The organism is Streptomyces sp. NPDC001970 (genome assembly GCF_053594115.1).
The window spans coordinates 93,744-114,344 of record NZ_JBSFDW010000031.1; the positions used below are offsets into that span (position 1 = coordinate 93,744).

The 20,601-nt window shown below is 70.8% G+C and carries 18 protein-coding genes, 1 tRNA gene and 3 pseudogenes; 8 read left to right on the top strand and 14 right to left on the bottom strand.

The window, feature by feature from the left end; all coding sequences use genetic code 11:
- Positions 1–40 precede the first annotated feature (40 nt).
- Entirely contained in the window at positions 41–2,473 is a 2,433-nt protein-coding gene (locus ACWCP0_RS30780) for an immune inhibitor A domain-containing protein (protein ID WP_451082038.1), read from the bottom strand.
- A 406-nt stretch (positions 2,474–2,879) separates the two neighbouring features.
- On the opposite strand from ACWCP0_RS30780, the gene ACWCP0_RS30785 reads away from it, so the two are divergent.
- Positions 2,880–3,227, top strand: a complete 348-nt coding sequence (locus tag ACWCP0_RS30785) for a hypothetical protein (protein ID WP_451082039.1) — start codon at positions 2,880–2,882, stop codon at positions 3,225–3,227.
- On the opposite strand, the gene ACWCP0_RS30790 is transcribed toward ACWCP0_RS30785, so the two are convergent.
- Positions 3,213–3,962, bottom strand: coding sequence for an RDD family protein (locus tag ACWCP0_RS30790; RefSeq protein ID WP_451082040.1), 750 nt, complete (start codon positions 3,960–3,962; stop codon positions 3,213–3,215). The two genes, ACWCP0_RS30785 and ACWCP0_RS30790, sit on opposite strands and share 15 nt — an antisense overlap.
- A gap of 113 nt (positions 3,963–4,075) precedes the next feature.
- On the bottom strand, positions 4,076–5,464 hold the full coding sequence (locus ACWCP0_RS30795) for an RDD family protein (protein ID WP_451082060.1): 1,389 nt from the start codon (positions 5,462–5,464) through the stop codon (positions 4,076–4,078).
- A gap of 256 nt (positions 5,465–5,720) precedes the next feature.
- On the opposite strand from ACWCP0_RS30795, the gene ACWCP0_RS30800 reads away from it, so the two are divergent.
- Positions 5,721–6,197 (top strand): SsgA family sporulation/cell division regulator, encoded by a 477-nt coding sequence (locus tag ACWCP0_RS30800; RefSeq protein ID WP_451082041.1) that lies wholly within the window; start codon positions 5,721–5,723, stop codon positions 6,195–6,197.
- A 16-nt stretch (positions 6,198–6,213) separates the two neighbouring features.
- On the opposite strand, the gene ACWCP0_RS30805 is transcribed toward ACWCP0_RS30800, so the two are convergent.
- Together ACWCP0_RS30805 and ACWCP0_RS30810 are read right to left on the bottom strand one after the other, a co-directional pair.
- Positions 6,214–6,594, bottom strand: a complete 381-nt coding sequence (locus ACWCP0_RS30805) for a VOC family protein (protein ID WP_451082042.1) — start codon at positions 6,592–6,594, stop codon at positions 6,214–6,216.
- Between the two features lie 141 nt (positions 6,595–6,735).
- The gene (locus ACWCP0_RS30810) at positions 6,736–8,115 is read right to left on the bottom strand and encodes an FAD-binding oxidoreductase (protein WP_451082043.1); all 1,380 of its coding nucleotides are present in this window, start codon (positions 8,113–8,115) and stop codon (positions 6,736–6,738) included.
- A 108-nt stretch (positions 8,116–8,223) separates the two neighbouring features.
- Between ACWCP0_RS30810 and ACWCP0_RS30815 the strand changes: the two genes are divergently transcribed.
- The gene (locus tag ACWCP0_RS30815; protein ID WP_451082044.1) at positions 8,224–9,951 is read left to right on the top strand and encodes a tetratricopeptide repeat protein; all 1,728 of its coding nucleotides are present in this window, start codon (positions 8,224–8,226) and stop codon (positions 9,949–9,951) included.
- Between the two features lie 51 nt (positions 9,952–10,002).
- On the opposite strand, the gene hppD is transcribed toward ACWCP0_RS30815, so the two are convergent.
- Entirely contained in the window at positions 10,003–11,148 is a 1,146-nt protein-coding gene (hppD, locus tag ACWCP0_RS30820; RefSeq protein ID WP_451082045.1) for a 4-hydroxyphenylpyruvate dioxygenase, read from the bottom strand.
- A gap of 123 nt (positions 11,149–11,271) precedes the next feature.
- On the opposite strand from hppD, the gene ACWCP0_RS30825 reads away from it, so the two are divergent.
- From ACWCP0_RS30825 to ACWCP0_RS30835, 3 genes are all read left to right on the top strand, one after another.
- Positions 11,272–11,760: an Lrp/AsnC family transcriptional regulator gene (locus tag ACWCP0_RS30825; protein ID WP_451082046.1), complete on the top strand. Its 489-nt coding sequence runs from the start codon at positions 11,272–11,274 to the stop codon at positions 11,758–11,760.
- A 114-nt stretch (positions 11,761–11,874) separates the two neighbouring features.
- The gene (locus tag ACWCP0_RS30830; RefSeq protein WP_451082047.1) at positions 11,875–12,480 is read left to right on the top strand and encodes an ArsR/SmtB family transcription factor; all 606 of its coding nucleotides are present in this window, start codon (positions 11,875–11,877) and stop codon (positions 12,478–12,480) included.
- Positions 12,481–12,496: 16 nt separating this feature from the next.
- Positions 12,497–12,697 carry a hypothetical protein gene (locus ACWCP0_RS30835; RefSeq protein WP_351232956.1) on the top strand — a complete coding sequence of 67 codons (201 nt, stop codon included), beginning with the start codon at positions 12,497–12,499 and terminating at the stop codon, positions 12,695–12,697.
- 17 nt (positions 12,698–12,714) lie between these two features.
- On the opposite strand, the gene ACWCP0_RS30840 is transcribed toward ACWCP0_RS30835, so the two are convergent.
- The 6 genes and pseudogenes from ACWCP0_RS30840 to ACWCP0_RS30865 all read right to left on the bottom strand — a co-directional run bounded on the left by ACWCP0_RS30840 (position 12,715) and on the right by ACWCP0_RS30865 (position 18,872).
- Entirely contained in the window at positions 12,715–13,509 is a 795-nt protein-coding gene (locus ACWCP0_RS30840) for a S16 family serine protease (RefSeq protein ID WP_451082048.1), read from the bottom strand.
- 161 nt (positions 13,510–13,670) lie between these two features.
- Complete coding sequence (locus ACWCP0_RS30845; RefSeq protein ID WP_451082049.1) at positions 13,671–14,312, bottom strand: IclR family transcriptional regulator; 642 nt, start codon at positions 14,310–14,312, stop codon at positions 13,671–13,673.
- Between the two features lie 391 nt (positions 14,313–14,703).
- Positions 14,704–16,488 carry a DEAD/DEAH box helicase gene (locus ACWCP0_RS30850; protein ID WP_451082050.1) on the bottom strand — a complete coding sequence of 595 codons (1,785 nt, stop codon included), beginning with the start codon at positions 16,486–16,488 and terminating at the stop codon, positions 14,704–14,706.
- A gap of 299 nt (positions 16,489–16,787) precedes the next feature.
- Positions 16,788–17,114, bottom strand: a pseudogene (locus tag ACWCP0_RS30855) (type II toxin-antitoxin system death-on-curing family toxin); the annotation flags it as partial.
- Positions 17,115–17,134: 20 nt separating this feature from the next.
- Complete coding sequence (locus tag ACWCP0_RS30860) at positions 17,135–17,335, bottom strand: hypothetical protein (protein ID WP_451082051.1); 201 nt, start codon at positions 17,333–17,335, stop codon at positions 17,135–17,137.
- A gap of 40 nt (positions 17,336–17,375) precedes the next feature.
- Positions 17,376–18,872, bottom strand: coding sequence for an MFS transporter (locus ACWCP0_RS30865; protein ID WP_451082052.1), 1,497 nt, complete (start codon positions 18,870–18,872; stop codon positions 17,376–17,378).
- Between the two features lie 181 nt (positions 18,873–19,053).
- Here ACWCP0_RS30865 and ACWCP0_RS30870 point away from each other — a divergent pair.
- Positions 19,054–19,125: transfer RNA gene (locus ACWCP0_RS30870), tRNA-Cys, on the top strand.
- 72 nt (positions 19,126–19,197) lie between these two features.
- Here ACWCP0_RS30870 and ACWCP0_RS30875 read toward each other — a convergent pair.
- Positions 19,198–19,350: pseudogene (locus tag ACWCP0_RS30875) on the bottom strand (site-specific integrase); the annotation flags it as partial.
- 1 nt (position 19,351) lies between these two features.
- Between ACWCP0_RS30875 and ACWCP0_RS30880 the strand changes: the two are divergent.
- A pseudogene (locus ACWCP0_RS30880) lies at positions 19,352–19,845 on the top strand (transposase); the annotation flags it as partial.
- Between the two features lie 345 nt (positions 19,846–20,190).
- Here ACWCP0_RS30880 and ACWCP0_RS30885 read toward each other — a convergent pair.
- Positions 20,191–20,601: NmrA family NAD(P)-binding protein (locus tag ACWCP0_RS30885; protein WP_451082053.1), on the bottom strand; the 411-nt coding region annotated here is incomplete at its 5' end.

Genomic DNA, 20,601 nt, shown 5'->3' on the forward strand with positions numbered 1-20,601 from the left:
GGGCGACGGCCGATCGTGCTTTGACCTGCGGCGATGCGAGCTACTTCGCCGAGGGGCCGACGTTCACGGTGATCGTCTGGCCGTTCTTCGGCTCGTTGACGATTGCTATACGCGTGTTGGTGTCAGCAACCTTGACACCGGCGGTCGGGTTCTCCTCGTACCAGTAGACGCCCCTGCGGTCATCGAAGACCGGGTTGCCCTTGTGTGCACCGATCCGCAGCGGAGTGTCCGCCTTGTGCAGGGTGAAGGCATCCGTCGTGAAGCGGCTGAAGGTCGAGTCGTAGGCCTGGATCCGGTTCCGGAGCAGCGTGCCGTCCGCCCACTTCAGCGGCTTGGCGTTGGCGTCGACCGGCAGGATCAGGCCCCGGCCCGGGTGCTGGCTGGTGTTGTTGTCCTTCTGGGAGGTGTCCCAGAGCCAGACGAGCAGGCCGTTCTGGTACGGGTAGTGCTCGACCCAGTTGTCCTTCGGCGCCTTGAAGCCGAAGTTGTACGGACCGACCTTCAGCGTCGCGTCGTACGAGACGTACTGCCGGTTCTCGGCGAGGTAGTACTGCTCGTACTCCTTGGTGAAGGACTCGGCGATGCGCGAGAAGCCCTTCGCGGTCCAGCCGTTGTCGTCGCCCTCGGCGTTGTCCGAGAACAGCGGGGCGCCGTCGGCGGTGACGGTGATCGCGTCGGCCGCGAAGCCCTTGCCGCCCGCGCCGCCGTCCGTCTGGTAGCGGAAGCGGACGTCGACCTTCTTGCCGGCGTACGCGTCCAGGCCGTACACGAGCTTCTTGTACGCGCCCGACGCGCCGGTCAGTGCCGGGGAGCCACTCGCGTCGCGGGTGATGGCCGCGCCGTCGGCGGTGCCGTCGACGGCCGTCCAGCTCGCGCCGCCGTCGGTCGACACCTCGGCGTACAGGTAGTCGTAGTCGGCCTCGATGTCCCACCAGCCCGAAAGCTCCAGGGACGCCTTGGACTTGCCGGTGAGGTCGACGGTGCGGGTGAGGGTGTTCTTGAGGTCGTCACCCATGTCGCTCCACCACTGCTTGGAGCCCTCGGCGGGCTTCACGACGGTGGTGGTGACGGCCTTCTTCGGCAGTTCGACGACGAGGGCCTGCGGGTTCTTGGTGTTGTACTCGGCCACACCCAGCTTGTGGGTGGACTTCGTCCCCGCCTTGGCCTTGGTGTAGTTGAGCCAGCCGAGCTGCAGCTTGTCCCAGGCGGTCATGTCGCCGGGCAGGTCGCCGATGGACTCCTTGCCGCTGCCCAGCCAGGAGCCGGACGACATCAGGGACCAGTAGCCGGTCGAGTTCTCGCCCTGGCCCGAGGTGTCGTACAGGTCGGGCAGGCCCAGGTCGTGGCCGTACTCGTGGGCGAAGACGCCGAGGCCGCCGTTCTCGGGCTGCATGGTGTAGTCGCCGACCCAGATGCCGGTGCTGCCGATCTGGGTGCCGCCGGCCTTGTTGCCCGCCGGGCCGGTCTTGCCCGCGTCGGTGCCGTACGCGTACCAGCGGTGGGCCCACAGGGCGTCGCCGCCCTGGACGCCGCCGCCGGCGGACTCGTCCTCGCCCGCGTGGACGATCTGGAAGTGGTCGATGTAGCCGTCGGCCTCGTTGAAGTTGCCGTCGGCGTCGAAGTCGTAGCGGTCCCACTGGTCGTACTGGGCCAGGTCCGCCTTGATCTGGGCGTCGGTCCTGCCCTTGGCCTTCTGGTCGGCGGTCCAGGCGTTGACGCCGTCCTTCACCGCGTCCCAGACGTTGGCGCAGTTGGACGAGCCGCAGTAGTTGGAGCCGTAGCGGGCCTCGTTGTACTCGACCTTGACCCAGTCGGAAACCGTGCCGTCGACCGAGTAGCGGCCGGACGAGGTCCGCTCGTAGTAGGTCTTCAGCGAGTGCTTGGGGCTGCCGTCCTTGTTCTTGCCCTTGCCGAAGTACAGGTCCGTGAAGTGCGCCTGGTTGAAGTCCTGCTGCCAGGCGGTCGAGTTGTCGACCTTGCGGTCCGGCTCGGCGATCGCGTTGTGGAGCGGGCCGGGCGTGCCGCCGTACTTCTTGACGGGAGCCTCGGGGCCGTCGCCGTCCGGGTCGAACATCGTGGTGTCGTCGACCTTGTCGCCGAACTCCACGAGGATCGTGAAGATCTTGTCGGTCTTCTCACGGCCGAGCTCGACGTACTTCTTGTCGTCGAGCTTCACGACGTTGGACGCGCCGCGCTTCTGCACGGTCGCGTCCCCGGATATGACCTGCTCCAGCGCCGCCTGGCGCTGCTGCTCCTGCTGCTTGCTGAACGGACCCTCGAGGTCGTGGTCGACGTGCCCCTTGTCATGGGCCTTGTCGTGGTCCGCGCCGGGTGCCGGATCATGGCGCTCGATGCCGGCCGTCGTGCCGTGGTTGTCGGCCTGGGCCACGGTGTAGGCCGAGGCCGTCGCACCGGTGGCGGCGAGCACCACGAACACCGCGGACGTTCTGATCGTCCGTCGTCTGCTGGTCACTTGAAGTGTCCTCCCCCGCGCCCGCGTACCGCGGAGCCAAGGATGTGGGGTGGATCCGCGCGCGGCTGCGCGTCACAAGTGACGACATTCGACCGGAGTTAATGAAGAAAAGACAGACCTTGACTTGAGCAGGCCAACTGCACTATGCAGTAGCGCAGTTCCGGAATGCGGACATGGGGACGCTCACACGCAAGGGAAAACCCTATTGCCCCACGCGCACCGGCAACAGGCGCACCGAACCGTCCAGTCCGCGGAACGGATGACTCCATGCGCCCCCCATGCACCGGCACCGTGGGTTAGGTCACGCTTACTGCCGGTTCCTCTCGGGCATCCACCGTCGTAGAGTCGCCGGACAGTGCGACCCGTTGCGACACGCCAACGAACGCCTCGAGAGACGGAAACCGTCATGCCGCGTCCTACTGCCGCACAGCTCGCCTACGGTTCGGCCACTGTCGTCGTCTCGACCGTCGCCATGCTTCTGCTCTCCCGCACCACCACGGGCATCGGCGTCGCCGTGATCGGGATCGCCGCTCTTGCGCTGGGTCTGCTGGTCGCCGTGACCGTGCCGCTGCCGGCCAGGGCACAGGCGAAGGCGGCGCGCAGGGTCCCTTCGAACCATGCCGCCGCCGTCCCCGAGGAGGTCCCGGCCACCGCCGCGACCCCGGTCGCCGTGGACACCACCGCCCGGGTGTCCGTCGCCCACGCGCGCACGGGAGCCGAGCGACGGGTGGGCGAGCACTCACTGCGCCGTTGACACCACCACCGTCTTGGCTGCCTTGTCGTGCAGGCCCTGCTTGTAGGGCTTGTCCACGAGGATCATGATCGCCAGGATCAGCGGCCAGACGCAGGGGCAGCAGATCAGCTGCGGCAGCCAGAGCACCACGGCCCTCATGAGCGACGAACTCGTGTCGGGGGTGCTCCCGTCGTTGAGCATCGCCACGCGCATCTTCATCAGCTTCTTGCCGAGGGTCCGGCCGGTCCGCCTGACCATCAAGGTGTCGTAGCCGACGAAGGCCACGATCGTGATGAGCTGGAACACCCACTGCCCACCGGTGTTCGTGCTGGTGACGAAGTCGTCCAAGTCGTCCGCCGATCGCGTCACCCCCTCGTAGATCCCGAACGGGATGCCGATGAGCGCGAGCGGAATGGTGACGATCAGCCAGTCGATGAAGCGCGCGAGGAAGCGCTTGGGCGCGTCGGCGAGCGGCGGCATTCCGTGGAGGGGGTCGGTGCCGCCATAGGGGTCGCCTCCATACGCACCGGAGTCGTACGGGGGCGGCGGCGCGCCGCCCGCCCCGCCGTATGGGGACCCGCCTCCCGGGGGCGGGGGCGCACCGTACGGGGAGCCACCTCCCGGAGGCGGGGGCGCACCGTACGGGGAACCCGCGCCCGACGGAGGTCCACCGGGGGGCGGTGTGGGCTCCTGCGGCTCCTTCTTGCGGAACGGGTCGTCCTCAGGCGGCTGGCCGGGCGGCTGGTCGTTGCTCATGGGGGCAGTGCATCCCGCCCGGCCAGGCGCCGCAACGGCTCACGTGCCGTTCGGGGGACTCGCGCGGCCAGAGGGCTGACAAGGCGTCAGCAGCTACGACCGGTCCGTCCAGGTCAGCCGGCCACGAACGTATGAGCCGCCTTGTCGTGCCAGCACTGCCGCCACGGGCGGTCGAACACGCACCACAGCACATTGACGACGCCGATGAGCAGCACGCCCAACAGCCCGTGCACGAGCCAGCGCCACAGGGCCGCCACGAACGACGGGGGCGCGTGCGACTCGATGTCCCGCACCTCGAGGCCCAGCAGCTTCTTGCCGAGCGTGCGGCCCCACTTGGCGGTCGGCAGCGCCTCGTACAGCGTGCCGAGCACGAGCAGCACGACGAGCGAGAGGGCGAAGTGGAACGCGGTCGTCGCGTCGAGCAGCCACACCGTGACCGTCTCGCCGGACAGCTTCGCCGCCTCGATCTTCCCGTCGATGTGCTCCAGCGCCGCGGAGACGAACGGGAACGACGCGGCGCCGACGAGCGCGCCCAGCACGACCGTGTCGATCAGCCGGGCCACCAACCGCTTGCCGAGCGCGGCAGGCCTGGCCGCGGCCTGGGCCTGTGCGGCCTGCAGGAACGGATCGTCGACCGGCGGCTTCCACGGCACGACCGGCCGCTGCTCGGGGGCCTGCGCCTGTGCCAGCCGGTGCACCTGCTGCGCCCATGACGCGGCGCCGCCGCCTGACCCGGCGCTCACCGGTGCCTGCTGCTGGACGGGAGCCTGCTGCTGCGCGGGCACCTGGGGCTGTGCCTGAGCCTGCGCAGGCTGCTGCTGGGACTGCGACGGCTGCTGGGGATGCTGAGGCTGCCGGGGCTGCTGCTCGGGCGTGAACGAACGGATCGTCATCGTGCCCTCGGCGGGCGGGGTGTCGGCGCCCACACTCCGCACTCCGGGCAGCGCTCCGCCGGTGGGGTCCACCGGGGCCGCGGTACCGCCGGACGCGGCGCGAGGCTCCTCGGCCGACGGGTCCGACGCACGGTCGAACCGGACGCCGGAGGAGCCGCCCGAACGCGGCGCGGTGCCCGACGCGATGCGCGGGTCCTGACGCCCGCCCGGGAGCGCGTCACCGGTGCGCGGGTCCTGGGGCGCGCCCCAGGAGACACGGTTGTCGCGGTCGCCGCCGAAGCCCGACTGATGGGAGGTGTCCGCGTGCCAGGCCGAGGCAGGCTCGGGACGGCCCGCGTCCGAGGCCTCCGGCTCCTCGTCGAGGAAGACGGGGCCGGTCTCCTCCACCGGGGGGACGGACGGAGCCGGGGGCGCGGCCGGCGCCGCCGACGCGGCGGCCGCTGCGGACGGGGGCGCCGGCAGCGACTCGCCGTCCCGGGGGGCCGGCCTGCTCGTACCCGGCACCCACGCCGCGCCGTTCCAGTACCGGACATATCCGGGGATGGACGGATCTGGATAGAAGCCGGCCGCGGGGCTGCCGTCGCCGGTTGCCGGGGTGGGGGCGCTCATCACCGTGGTCCCGTATCTCCTGGAAGGCATGGAGGGCATCGATTCAAGGGTCCACATCTATCAGACAGCCGCTCCGTCCTGGGCCGGTCCTGCCGTAAGGCCCACTTTCCGGTAACTCTGCGCCCCATCACCGCAACCGTTCCCCGAGTGACTGAGAAGTTGTTGTCGGAAGTCGCGTAATAGTCGGCGGGGAAGGCGCTCTCTCCCTGCGTGGCCCGCTCCCGGGCCTCGTACCAGGAAAGGAAGTCGCACTCTCATGCACACCGTGGTCGAACGCGAGCTGGAGCTCAAGCTGGTGCTGTCGCCGGAGCGCAGCATCCCCGTACCGGCCAGGCTGGCCTACCGCACGGCCGATCCGTACGCCGTGCACATCACCTTTCACGTCGGCTCCGAGCACCCCGTGAACTGGACCTTCGCCCGAGAGCTGCTCGTCGAGGGGATCTTCCGGCCGTGCGGGCACGGGGACGTCCGTATCTGGCCGACCAAGGTCGAGGGACGGAGCGTCGTCCTCGTCGCCCTGAGCTCGCCGGACGGGGACGCCCTGCTGGAGGCGCCCGCCGCGCAGATCTCCGCATGGCTGGAGCGGACGCTGCGCGCGGTGCCGCCGGGAGCCGAGTCGGAGCAGCTCGGTATCGACGACGCGCTGGCGGAGCTGCTGGCGCCGACCCCGGCGGACGATCTGTATCTGCGCGATCCATGGCCTTCGGACGAGGCGAAGGACGGTGAGGCGTAGGGCCGTGGCCCGGGGATCACACGTAGGTATGGGTGATGAACTCTATGGAATGGCCGTCGGGGTCGTCCACGTACACCCCGCGGCCACCGAAGAGGTGGTTGATCCGCTGCGGCTCGGCATGCATGGGGTCGGCCCAGTAGGACAGCTCCCGCCCCTTGATCCGGCCGAGGATCTCGTCGAACTCCTCGTCGGAGACGAGGAACGCCAGATGCTGCGAGACGATCTCGGACTCCGGCCGCTCGTCGAGGTAGTCGAGGGTGACGCCGTTGGCGAGCGGGACGCTGGCGAAGGGGCCGAAGGGTTTCGCCTCGGGTGCGTCGATCAGCTCGGTGAGGAAGCGGGCTGCGGCGAACCGGTCACGGCAGTGGACGATGGTGTGGTCAAGGCGTGCGGGCACGGCTCCTCCTTCGTCACCGGAAGTCGGTACTTCCACGACTTCCACGACTTCCACGCTAGACACGGAGCCGTGTCCTGGGCCATCGGGCATGGGGCGTAGGACTGTGGTCCCGGCAGGCCGCGGGACGGTCGCACGTACGGGTCAGAAGAGCTTGCCCGGGTTGAGGATGCCCAGCGGGTCGAAGGTCTGCTTGATGCCGCGCTGCAACTCGACGCCGACCGGGCCGAGTTCGCGGGCGAGCCACTCCTTCTTCAGTACGCCCACGCCGTGTTCACCCGTGATCGTGCCGCCCAGCCGGAGCCCGAGGGCCATGATCTCGTCGAACGACTCCCGGGCACGCCGGGACTCGTCGGGGTCGGTGTGGTCGAAGCAGACGACGGGGTGGGTGTTGCCGTCGCCCGCGTGGGCGCAGACGCCGATGGTGAGGTCGTACTTCTCCGCGATGGCCGCCGTGCCGTCGAGCATCGCGGCGAGCCGGGAACGCGGCACGCACACGTCGTCGATCATCGTCGCGGACTTGACGGTCTCCAGCGCGGTGAGTGACAGCCTGCGCGCCTGGAGCAGCATCTCGGACTCGGCTGCGTCCTCGGCGGGCACGACCTGGGTCGCTCCTGCGGCGGCGCACAGCTCACCGACGGCGGCAAGATCGGGCGCCGGGTCGGGGGTGTCGAAGGCGGCGAGCAGCAGCGCCTCGGTGGTGTCGGGGAGGCCCATCTGGGCCATCTTGTTGACGGCGTGGATGGTCGTACGGTCCATGAGCTCGAGGAGCGACGGGGTGTGGCCGCCCTCCATGATCGCGCAGACGGCGTCGCAGGCGGCGGCAGCCGAGGGGAATTCCGCGGCGAGGACGAGCTGCTGGGGCGGCTGGGGCTTGAGCGCGAGCACTGCCTTGACAACGATGCCCAGGCTGCCTTCGGAGCCGACGAAGAGGCGCGTCAGGTCGTATCCGGCTACACCCTTGGCGGTACGGCGGCCGGTGCTGAGGAGCCGGCCGTCGGCGAGGACGACGTCGAGGCCCAGGACGTACTCGGCGGTGACCCCGTACTTGACGCAGCACAGCCCGCCCGACGCGGTGCCGATGTTGCCGCCGATGGTGCACATCTCCCAGCTGGAGGGGTCCGGCGGGTAGTACAGCCCGTGCTCGCCGACCGCACGGCCGAGCGCGGCGTTGATGACGCCGGGCTCGACGACGGCGATCCGGTCGACGGGGCTGATCTCCAGGATGCGGTCCATCGTGACGAGCGAGAGGACGATGCATCCGTCGGAGGCGTTGGCGCCGCCGGAGAGCCCCGTGCGGGCGCCCTGCGGGACGACCGGGACGCGCAGCGCTGTCGCGGTGCGCATGACGTGCTGGACCTGCTCGACGGTGCGGGGCAGCACGACGACGGCGGGGGTGCCCGCGTCGCAGAAGCTCGCCATGTCGTTCGCGTACGAGGCCGTGATGTCCGGGTCGATGATGAGGGCCTCGTCCGGAAGGCCCGCACGCAGCTCCGAAACGAGCCGGGAGAGAAGATCGTCCATGATCCCAGCCTGGCACCGGGGGCCATCGGTGTGAACCCGTCTGCGTTCCCGTTCGCTGCACCGGGTGTGCTCTTCGTATCAGGTGTCCGGTGCCGCACAGTGTTCGCCATGAAGACGCGATACGCACCGAACGTCAGGAATGCTGTGGTCGGCACGCTGGTCGCCGGCGGCCTGGTCGCCGGCTTCCTGGTCTTCGGCCCAGGCGCGGGCGGGCCGCCGCCGGCCTCGGGGCCCGCGGCCCGGGCGATGCTCGCGGTGGGTGCCGGTGCGCCGGCGTCGCTGAACGACCTGTCGGCACTGGTGGTGGACCGCGAGAGGTGGCTGCGGGCGCGCCCGGCCGACGAGGCGTCGTGGGCGGTGCTCGGCTCGGCGTACGTGGAGCTCGGGACGCTGGTCGGCGAGTGGTCGTACTACCCGAGGGCGGAGGCGGCGCTGAAACGTTCACTCGCGGAGCTCCCTGCCGCGAAGGGCAATGCGGACGCGCAGCTCGGGATGGCGGCGCTGGCGAACGCACGCCGGGACTACGCGACGGCCAAGCGGTGGGGCGAGAAGGTGCGGGCCCGGACGCCGAAGCGATGGACCGCGTACCCGGTGCTGATCGACGCGTACAACGGGCTCGGCGACTACAAGGCGGCCGGCAAGGCCGCCGCGAGGCTCCAGGCCCTGCATCCGGGCGCCGCACCGACCCTCGCCCGGGCGGCGCAGATGTACGCCGGCCACGGGCGGCCCGAGGACGCGGCGGCGACGGCCTACGAGGCGATGACGCGCGCGAGGACCTCGGCCGAGAGGGCTGCGGCCCGGTTCCGGCTTGGCGAGCTGGCCTGGGGCCGGGGCGAGCCGGCGGAGGCCGTCGGACACTACGACATGGCGCTGCGGATCGATGCCGGGCACCATCCGACGCTGGCGGGGCGGGCGCGGGCGCTGGCGGCGCTGGGGCGCAAGGACGAGGCGATGCGGGACTACACGGCCGCGCTGGAGAAGCGGCCGCTGCCGGAGTACGCGCTGGAGGCCGGCGAGCTGTACGAGTCGCTGGGACTGGACGGGGACGCGCGTACCCAGTACCAGGTGGTGCGTACCAGGGCGGCGAAGGCTCAGGGGCAAGGCGTGAACGTCGAGCTGGTCCTCGGCCGGTACGAGGCGGACCACGGGGACGCACACTCCGCGGTGCGCCGGCTGACCAAGGAGTGGGAGCGCGGCCACCGGAGCCTGGAGGTGGCGGACGCGCTCGGGTGGGCGCTGCACCGGGCGGGGCGGGCCGGTGAGGGGCTGACGTACGCGAAGCGGGCGACGGAACCGAACATGCGCAACCCGCTGTTCTCGTACCACCGCGGAGAGATCGAGCGCGCACGGGGCCTGGACGGCCCGGCCCGCCGCCACCTGGCCGAGGCGCTGCGGATCAACCCGTACTTCTCCCCGCTCCTGGTTCCGCGTGCCCGGGCCGCGCTCGAGAAACTGGGTGAGCCCGCGGCGGGCGGGCCGGAGGACGTGTGGGGCGAGGCCGAGCCCCTGGAACTGACGCGCGTGGAACCGGAGTCGGACGCGGAGCCGGAGTCGGACGCGGAATCGGGCTCGGAGTCGAACGCGGAATCGGGCTCGGGCTCGGGCTCGGGCTCGGGCAGTGGAGGCAGGACCGGCGAGGACGAGCAGCCGACGACGGGTCCGTCGGAATCCGCCACGTCGGAATCGAACCGCTCGAGGTCGAGCGGGTCGGAATCGGATCGCCCGGGGTCAGGCCTGCCGGGTTCGGGCTCGGACTCGAGCCCGTCGGATTCCGGCCGGTCGGAGCCGAGCCCGTCCGTACCGCGCCCGTCGGATCAGGGCCCGTCCGGCGAATGAGCAGCGGGCGGGGGCGGGCTCGCTGCCCGTCCCCGCCCGGTGCCGAGCGGGCTACAGGTTGCCGCGCTTGGCCTGCTCGCGCTCGATCGCCTCGAACAGGGCCTTGAAGTTGCCCTTGCCGAAGCCCATCGAGCCGTGGCGCTCGATGAGTTCGAAGAAGACGGTCGGACGGTCCTGGACCGGCTTGGTGAAGATCTGCAGAAGGTAGCCGTCCTCGTCGCGGTCGGCGAGGATCTTCAGCTCACGCAGGGTCTCGATCGGCACACGGGTGTCGCCCACCCACTCGCCTAGGGTGTCGTAGTACGAGTCGGGGGTGCTGAGGAACTGGACACCGGCCGCGCGCATCGTGCGGACCGTCTCCACGATGTCGTTCGTCGCGAGCGCGATGTGCTGCACGCCCGCCCCGCCGTAGAACTCCAGGTACTCGTCGATCTGCGACTTCTTCTTCGCGATCGCGGGCTCGTTGATCGGGAACTTCACCTTGAGCGTGCCGTCGGCGACCACCTTCGACATCAGCGCCGAGTACTCGGTGGCGATGTCGTCGCCCACGAACTCCTTCATGTTCGTGAAGCCCATGACCTTGTTGTAGAAGGCCACCCACTCGTTCATCTTGCCGAGCTCGACGTTGCCGACGCAGTGGTCGATGGCCTGGAAGGTGCGCTTCGCCGGGGGCTCGACGATCGGGTCGGCGGCCGCGAAGCCGGGCAGGTACGGACCGTCGTAGCCGGACCGGTCGACGAGGGTGTGGCGGGTGCTGCCGTACGTGGCGATGGCGGCGAGGACGACCGTGCCGTGCTCGTCCTTGATCTCGTACGGCTCCTCGATGCCGCGTGCGCCGTGCTCGACGGCGTACGCGTACGCCGCCCGCGCGTCCGGCACCTCGATCGCGAGGTCGATGACGCCGTCGCCGTGCTCGGCGACATGGTCGGCGAGGAAGCGGCCCCAGTCCGTGGCCGGCTTGATGACGGAGGTGAACACGAAGCGGGCGGCGCCGTTCGTGAGGACGTACGACGCGGTCTCGCGGCTGCCGGTCTCCGGTCCGGAGTACGCGACGAGCTTCATGCCGAAGGCCGTGGAGTAGTAGTGCGCGGCCTGCTTGGCGTTGCCCACGGCGAAGACGACCGCGTCCATTCCCTTCACCGGGAAGGGGTCGGCCTGCCGGGCGGTGTGAGGGGTGTGATCCAGGGTCTCAGTCATGGCGGCAGACTCCCTCCGATCCACAAGCTGCGCAATAGTTTGTGTATTGCCTGGGCAACCTGCCCAGTCACTGCCCGATTTGTGCGGGCGATCTGTGCAGGATGACCACCGGGAGGCCCTCTCGTGACGATCGATCATCTGGACGGCAGGCTCATCGTGCTCCTCGCGCGCGAGCCGCGGATCGGCGTACTGGAGGCGTCGCGCCGACTCGGCGTGGCACGCGGCACGGTCCAGGCGCGGCTCGACCGGCTGCAGTCGGCCGGGGTCATCCGGGGGTTCGGGCCGGACGTCGACCCGGCGGCGCTCGGGTACCCGGTGACGGCGTTCGCCACGCTGGAGATCAAGCAGGGCCAGGGCGCGGACGTACGGGCCCATCTGGCGACGGTGCCCGAGGTGCTGGAGCTGCACACGACGACCGGACACGGCGACATGCTCTGCCGGCTCGTCGCCCGCTCGAACGCCGACCTTCAGCGCGTGATCGACCGGGTCGTCGGGTTCGAGGGGATCGTGCGGGCGTCGACGGCGATCGTGATGGAGAACCCCGTGCCGCTGCGGATCATCCCGCTGGTGGAGCAGGCGGCGGAGGACGCGAACCGGATCCGCGGGGGCTGACGCCCCACCCCCGCTTCGGCGCGGCGCGACGCAGTACATGCAAAGAGTCCGATGCAAAGAGATTCTTGCAAAGAAGTGCTTGCAACGGCTTCTTTGCAAGTCTAGGCTTGAGCCATGCCCGAGCACGAGAAGTCCCCGCCGGCGCCCTCGTCCCCGTCGGCGTTCCCGTCCCGCACGCTCGACCCGCGCTCCCTGCGCGGGCTCGCCCATCCCCTGCGGATGCGGCTGCTGACCGCCCTGCGCCACCACGGCCCGGCCACCGCCTCCCAGCTGGCCGACCGGCTCGGCGAGTCGAGCGGCGCCACCAGTTACCACCTGCGCCAGCTCGCCTCGTACGGCTTCGTGGAGGACGACCCGGAGCGCGGCAAGGGCCGGGAGCGCTGGTGGAAGGCCGCCCAGCAGAGCCTCCTCTTCGACGAGTCGCTGTACGGCGACCCCGATCCGCAGACGCGGGGGGCCGTGAACGTCTTCATGCACGAGGTCGCCACGATGCACGCCCAGGAGCTCTCCACCTGGCTGGGCACCATGCGCGGCTGGCCCGACGCGTGGCCGAAGAGCGCGGACATGAGCGACTTCACCCTTCGCCTCTCCCCCGCTCAGCTGCGAGAGCTGAACGACAAGACCCACGCGCTCATCGAGAGCTACCGAGAGGTGGAGCCCGGAGAGGGCTCGGAGAGGGTCCGGATCCATCTGCACGCGTTCCCCCAGCAAACCGACTGAAGGGACCGACCAGGTCATGCACGCCGACATACATCTGTGCCTGCACGAACTGCGCGCCGCGGAACTGCACCGGGAAGCGGCCACCGCCGCGTACCGACCGGACGTACCGCGACGCCTACCGCGCCCGGCCCTGCGTGCCCAACTGGGCTGGACACTGGTCGAAGTGGGCCTGCGCCTGGTGGCCGCGCATCCGGCGCGTACGGCTACCGCGGCCTGAAGTGGGCGAGGACCACCTCAGCAGGTCGGGACCTTGCTCTCGTCGCGGTCCAGGAGACGGAGCGCGTCCACCGCCTCCTTCAGCGTGGAAATCGGGATCAGCCGCATCTCTTCGGGGAGTTCGGCCTGGGCGTCCGTGCACTCGGCCTTGGGCACGAGGAAGACGGTCGCCCCGTCGCGGGCAGCTGCCTGCGTCTTGAGGGACACCCCGCCGACCGCGCCCACCTTGCCGTCTGCGGTGATCGTTCCCGTACCTGCGATGTCCCGGCCGCCGGTGAGATCGCCGCCCGAGCCGTTTCCCTCGAGCTTGTCGATGATGCCGAGCGAGAAGAGCAGGCCGGCGCTGGGGCCGCCGACGTCGGCGAGGTGCAGGGTGACCTTCACCTTCGCGGGGTCCTCGTCGAGGTAGTCGAGGGCCGCGTCCACGGCGCTGTCCTGGGACTTCTTCATCTCGGCGACGTTGTGCTTCTCGATCTGCTCGTCGGACTGCCCGGACGGATAGACCGCGTCGTGCGGCAGCACGGCACGGTCCGTACGGAACCAGGCGTCGACCACATCGCCCAGCCCGACGTCCACGGTCGGCCCGGTCGCCAGGATCGTCGTCATCCGCAGCGCGCCGTCCGTCTTCCGCGTGGGCGCCCCGGAGATCGTGATCACCGGCTTCCCCTGGTCCACCCCCAGCACGTTCGTGGTCTGCCCCGGCTGTGCCAGGGCGAACGGCAGCGGCGCGAGCCCGGCGACCGCGAGCAGTGCGACGACGGGGAGGGCACACACGAGGAGAGCCCGGGGGCGCGAGAGGCGAGAGAGAAGCACGACGTCAATCTAGCGGCCCGCCCGGCGCGCCTTGCCGCCGAGGGCACCCGGCGATGGGCCCGCCTCGCCGCAGCGCCGCCCGGCCCCGCCAAGCGCTTCCGGCCCAGCCCAGCGCCGCCCGGCTTGCACACCGCCGCCCGTCTCGCGCGCCGCCGCGCGGCTCAGCGCAGCGCGTCCGCCACCTCGCGGGCGGCGTCCACCACACGAGGGCCGACCCGTTCGGGTACGGAGTCGGCGAGCATGACGACTCCCACGCTGCCCTCTATGCCCGTCACACCGATCAGCGGTGCGGCGGCGCCGCTCGCGCCTGCTTCGAGTTCGCCGTGGGTGAGCGTGTACGTGGGCTCGGTGAGGCCGCCCTGGCGCGCGGCGAGGATGGCCTTGCCGGCGGCGCCGCGGTCCAGGGGGTGCCGGAAGCCGGCCCGGTACGCCACGTGGTAGTCCGTCCAGGTCGGCTCGACGACCGCGACCGCGAGCGCCTCCGCCCCGTCGACCAGGGTCAGATGGGCGGTGGCTCCGATGTCCTCGGCGAGCGAGCGCAGCGCGGGCAGCGCCGCCTCCCGTACCAGCGGGTGCACCTGACGGCCCAGACGCAGCACGCCGAGTCCCACGCGGGCGCGGCCGCCGAGGTCGCGGCGTACCAGGGCGTGCTGTTCAAGGGTGGCGAGCAACCGGTAGACGACGGTCCTGTTGACGCCGAGCCGGTGGGACAGCTCGGTGACGGTCAGGCCGTGGTCGGTGTCGGCGAGCAGCTTGAGGACGCGCAGTCCTCGGTCGAGCGTCTGGGAGGTTTCCGCGGTCACGACGCCCTCTCCTTCGGAGTCAGCAACGGCGGCGCTCTCACGTGCTTGCCGGCGGCACCGGCCCCATGGGAGCGACGGCACGCACGAAGAGGCCGCCGGAGGCCCTGGCACACCGGCTGCGCTCCGCGGCGGCGCTGCCACGGGGCGTTGTCAATGCGGGGAATGTAGCGATCGGCTCCGCTCAGCGGAAGACCTCGTCCAGAATCCGGGCGCCGAGGCCGCGTTGGCACCCCCGGGGCGACCCAGATGCGGATGACCCGGGCGTTCGCCCGACAGCGGCTCCGAGGCCGCGGGGCTTCGGGCATTTCAGGCACGGAGAAAAACGGACACACACACGCCGGGTCTCCCGGGTCTCAGCAGACCGCGCGACCTGAGCAGCGGACCGCGGACCTCAGCGCATCCGCGTCGCCCACTCCTGCACCTTCTTGATCCGCTCCCGGATCTGACCCGCCGTCGCCTCCGCGCTCGGCGGCCCCCCGCACACCCGCCGCAGCTCGGTGTGGATGACCCCGTGCGGCTTGCCGCTCTGGTGGACGTACGCGCCGACCATCGTGTTCAGCTGCTTCCGCAGCTCCAGCAGCTCCTTGTGGGAAACCACCGGTCGCCGCTCCGCCGGCAGCTCCAGCAGATCCGCCTCCGTGTCCGGCTTCTTCCGGCTGTGCGCGATCTGCCGTGCCTGCCGCTTCTGGAGCAGCAGCTGCACCTGGTCCGGCTCGAGGAGACCAGGGATGCCGAGGTAGTCCTGCTCCTCCTCGCTCCCCGGGTGGGCCTGCATGCCGAACTCGGCGCCGTTGTACATCACCCGGTCGAAGACCGCGTCGGACTCCAGCGCCTCGAAGGGCAGCATGTCCTGCTCGCCGGTGTCCTCGTCCTGCTCCTTGTTGGCCTCGTCCATCTCCTTCTCGGACTCGGCGTACGGGTCCTCCTCCCCGTCCTTCTTCGGCCGGTCGAGCACGTGGTCGCGTTCGACCTCCATCTCGTTGGCGAAGCCGAGCAGCATGGGGATGGTGGGCAGGAAGACGGACGCGGTCTCACCGCGCCGCCGGGACCGTACGAAACGGCCGACGGCCTGCGCGAAGAAGAGGGGCGTCGAGATCGTCGTCGCGTACACCCCCACCGCGAGCCGGGGCACGTCGACGCCTTCGGACACCATCCGGACGGCGACCATCCACCGGTCGTGGCCGTCGCTGAACTCGTCGATCCGCTTCGACGCGCCCGCGTCGTCGGAGAGCACGACGGTCGCCTTCGTGCCGGTGATCTCGCGGATGAGCTTGGCGTACGCGCGCGCCGAGTCCTGGTCCGACGCGATGACGAGGCCGCCCGCGTCCGGGATCGACTTCCGCACCTCGGTCAGCCGCTGGTCGGCGGCGCGCAGGACGTTCGGCATCCACTCACCGCGCGGGTCCAGGGCCGTGCGCCAGGCCTGCGAGATGGCGTCCTTGGTCATCGGCTCGCCGAGCCGCGCGGCGATCTCGTCGCCGGCCTTGGTGCGCCAGCGCATGTTGCCGCTGTAGCTCATGAAGATGACCGGCCGGACGACGTTGTCGGCGAGCGCGTTGCCGTAGCCGTAGGTGTAGTCGGCGGCCGAGCGCCGGATCCCGTCGTTGCCTTCCTCGTACGTGACGAAGGGGATGGGATTCGTGTCCGACCGGAAGGGCGTACCGGTGAGCGCGAGCCGCCGTGTCGCCGGCTCGAACGCCTCGAGACACGCCTCGCCCCACGACTTGGAGTCACCGGCGTGGTGGATCTCGTCGAGGATGACGAGGGTCTTGCGCTGCTCGCTGCGGTTGCGGTGCAGCATCGGGCGCACGCCGACGCCGGCGTACGTCACGGCGACGCCGTCGTACTCCTTGCTCAGCGGCCCGGCGCTGTACTCCGGGTCGAGCTTGATCCCTATCCGTGCGGCCGCGGCCGCCCACTGCTTCTTCAGGTGCTCGGTCGGCGCGACGACGGTGATCTGCTGCACGACGTGGTGGTGCAGCAGCCAGGACGCGAGGGTCAGCGCGAAGGTGGTCTTACCGGCACCGGGGGTCGCCACCGCGAGGAAGTCGCGGGGCTGCTCCTGGATGTACTTGTCCATCGCGCGCTGCTGCCAGGCACGCAGCTTTCCGGCCGTGCCCCAGGGGGCGCGGCCGGGGAAGGCGGGTGAGAGGTGGTGGGAGGCGGTAGTAGTCACGGTCTCCGGTTCAGGGCTCTACGCGGCGGGGCGGTCGTACGACAACCGGGCCACCCTATCGGTGGCCCGGCGCCGAACCCGGCCGAACGAGGCCGTGACGCCCGCAGGTGCGGCAAGCGTCACAGGGAGCGCAGGGCGTCCCCGTCCGCGCCGATCCCGCCGTTCGCGTCCCCGACGGTCCCGTTCCCGGCGATCCCGTCGGTCCCGCCGTCCGCGTCCCCGGCGGCCCCGTTCCCGGCGATCCCGCCGTTCCCGGCGATCCCGCCGATCCCGGCGGTCCCGGCGGTCCTGTCCGCCCCACCGCTCGCGACGGCGACGACCAGGTCGTACGCACGGTCCTGGTCGACATCGGCGAGGTCGACCCCGTTGAGGGCGAGGAACGTGGCGGCGGCGAGCCACGCGGTCCGCTTGTTGCCGTCGACGAACGGGTGGTTCGTGGCGATGGCGTGCAGCAGCGCGGCGGCCTGCTCGTACACGTCCTGGTACGCCTCGACGCCGAACATCCGGGCGCGCGGCCGGTGCACGGCGGACTCCAGCAGACCGGCGGTGCGCAACTCCGGTGGCCGCCCGCCGAAGGCGATGAGGGCGATGCCCGTGACCTCGGCCACGGTCAGGTGACGGGTGATGTGCCGGTGCCGGTGCCGGTTCATTCGCCGAGCCTCCGCAGCAGATCGGCGTGCGCGCGGGCGTAGCGCTCGGCGACTGCCGCCACGCGTTCGTCCTCGGCGCGAGGATGACGGCGTACGGCATCGGCCGCGAGCTCGTCCGCCACTCGCCCCTGAGCGTCGGCGAGGTCGCCGAGGGCGGCCCACTCGGCGTCGGACAGGCTGATGATCATCTGGTGCATGTACGGAGCGCAGCGACACCCTTCGGGGCCGCGCGGGGGATTACGTGCCGGGGGCGGCAGGTGCCCGCAGTCGCGTCGCCACCCAGGCCCCCATCAGCGCCACGGCCGCCATCGGCAGGAAGACGACGGCGAAGGCGACCGGGTGGGAGCCCCCGTCGGCACCGGCGGCCGCCGCTGCGTGGCTCCCCACCGCGCCGCCGCCGAGGGCCGCGAACGCCGCGCCGCCCACCGCCAGCAGCAGGACGTTCGACAGCGCGTCGGAGATCTGGAGGGCGGCGGAGTTCGCACCGGCCTCCTCCGGCGCCGAGAGCTGGAGCAGCAGCACGCTCGACGCGGCGATCACCAGACCCATCCCGAAGCAGCCCCAGGCCCAGGCCAGGCCCACGATCCACACCGGCACGGACGGGATCAGCACGCTCGGCGCCGCCGCGATCGCCGTCGCGACGAGGACCATGCCGCCGACCATGAGCCGTTCGCGGTACGGCTCGACGCGCGGCCGGGACTGCACGTACGACCCGAGCGCCCAGGTCGCCCCGCCCACGGCGAGCGACAGCCCCGCGAGCGTCGGCGACAGCCCGCGCTGGGTGACCAGCATCAGCGGTACGAACGACTCCGCGGCGATGAAGGACCCCGCGGCGACGCCCCGCAGCAGCACGACGGACGGCAGCCCGCGCACGGCCCGGTAGGTGCCGCGCGGCAGCAGCCCGAGCACGGCCGGCACGAGCAGCGCCGCACCCGCCGCGGCCGGCACCAGCGACAGCCACCTCAGGTCCTGGCCGGCGTACTGCAGCAGCCCGGCCCCCAGCGAGATCGCGAGCGCGAACCGAGTGCGGCGCACGTCGAAGCGCGGGAGGGGCGCGGTCGGGTCGACGGGCCCGGAGGCCATGCGCCGGATCGCGGGCAGCGCGAGCGCGAGCGGTACGACGACGAGGACCGGGATGCCCACGAACACCCACCGCCAGCCCAGCTGTTCGGTGACCGTCCCCGACACGAGCGGCCCGATCACGGACGGGACCACCCAGCTCGCGGCGAACGCGGCCATGATCGGCGGCCGGAGCCGTTCCGGGTAGGCGCGCCCGACGACCACGTACAACGCGACGATCACCAGCCCGCCGCCCATTCCCTGCACGGCCCGGCCGCCGACGAACTGCCACATCGTCGACGCCGTCCCGGCGAGCAGCAGCCCGGCGGCGAACGACGAGATCCCGGCGGTCAGCGCCCCGAGCGGCCCCCGCCGGTCGGCCCACTGCCCGGCCACCACCATCCCGAAGAGGCTCGTCGTGAAGTACGCGGAGAACGCGAACGCGTACAGCTCCACCCCGCGCAGCTCACGCGCGGCCACCGGCATCGCCGTCCCCACGGCGGTCGCCTCGAAAGCGATCAGCAGGACGACCGAGACGATCCCGAGGCTGAGGGCACGGTGCTCGCGCCCCAGGATGCCGCCGATGGCCGCGTCGGTTCTTGTGCCGTGATCGGTGTCGGCGTAGGTGCCGGCGTCGACGTCCGTGCCGGCGCCGTGCTGTTCGAGGGCGGTCATGAGCCCCAGAGTAAGTGGCAAGCGCGCCGTACGCCCCTGTCGGGAGTCGGGGCCGTCCTCATCCCTTGGCCCTACGACCATGAACCCGTGTGAACGCCGCATGGCAGTCGCATTGCAGCCCTCGCGACGTCCTTGAGCCCGGCCGTCACACGCCCCTACGGTCGTTGTGCACGACACACACGACCGTGTGCCCGAGTGGTTGAGGGACTCGCCTGCAAAGCGGGTTACGCCGGTTCGAATCCGGTCACGGTCTCTACTCGGTCTGACCAGGCAAGACGACAGGGCGGCACCCTTCCCAGGGTGCCGCCCTCATGCCGTGTCCGTCTCAGTTTCCGTCTCGGTTGGCCGGTACGACGACGCCGGCCGATCCGTCGCTGTCATCAGGCCGGTCCGTCTCGGGCTTCCAAATCAGACCGTCCACCTGCCGTGCGATATCCGTCCGTACCGCGTCCACCATGTGCTGGTACCGAGCGACCATCGGCTATCCGCACGGCACCCGCATCATCGTGCGCCGGGAGCGGCCGCAGCCCGGAGCCCAACTGTCCCTGTTCGACCAGGACGAGGGCCTGCGGCATCAGGTGTTCCTCACCGACACCCCCTACTCCGGGGCGGATCCGCCCAGTTCCTGGAGGTCCGCCACCGCGGGCATGCCACTGTCGAGGACCACATCCGGTGCGGCAAGACCACCGGCTTCGACCGCTTCCCCTCCCGCCACTTCGCCATCAACTCGACCTGGCTCGAACTCAGCCTCGCGGCCATCGACCTGCTGGCCTGGACGCGCGTGCTGCTGCTGGACGGCGAGCTGGCCACTGCCGAGCCGAAGAAGCTCCGCTACCGACTGCTGCACGTCGCCGCCCGCCTCACCCGCGGCGGCCGACGCCTGCGCTTGCGGATATCGGCCACCTGGCCCTGGAGACACGAACTCGTCACGGCCTTCCATCGCTTCGCCGCACTGCCCCGTCCCGCCGGCTGACCGGCAAACCCTGACCGCCCACGACCCGAAGGACCCTGGAGAACCCGACCACCGCGCCGGGTCTCCACCATGTCCGAACACCGACATCGCATCGGCCACCCGACAGTCACTTCTCAACGCCGCCTCATCGCCCCAACCGAAACGGCGAGGCTAGAGACCGGGCAGACGGTGCATGTGTGACACGCAGCAGAGGCGTGCGTTGCTCCGAGGGCACGACGAACGCCGGTTGCGCCGTCAGGAACGACACAACCGGCTGAACGGAGCGGGCGCCGGCCCCGTCCGGGCCGGGCCGAGCGCGCCGAGCTCGCTGATCGAAGTCGAAGAGTGTCGCCGAATTCCCCGTGCTCAGTCCGCGGCGCTGAATGCGCTTCGTGTCCAGTCGGCGAAGCTGGTCCAGGCGATTTCCGGATGGGCCGCATGCAGAGCCGGGACGTCGACGGTGTAACCAGGTCCGTCGAGGAAGGCCCACACCGAGCGCACGTCGGAATTGTCGACCTGCGCCAGCGGAATGTACTCGTGCCGGACCTCCGTTCCGAGGGTGGCACTCAGTGTGGCTGCCATCTGTGTGGGAGTGTTCTCATCGCTTGCCAGGTTGATCCGCTGTCCCACATAGCGGGTGGGGTTGAGCAGCACTCCGGCCGCGAACGCTCCATGGTCGGTGCGGGCGAGCTGCTTCAACGGCTTGTCCGAGTGGAGCGGCATGTCCAGCGCACCGCTGAGGATGCGTTGCGCGCTGCCGAGGTTGACCATGTCCAA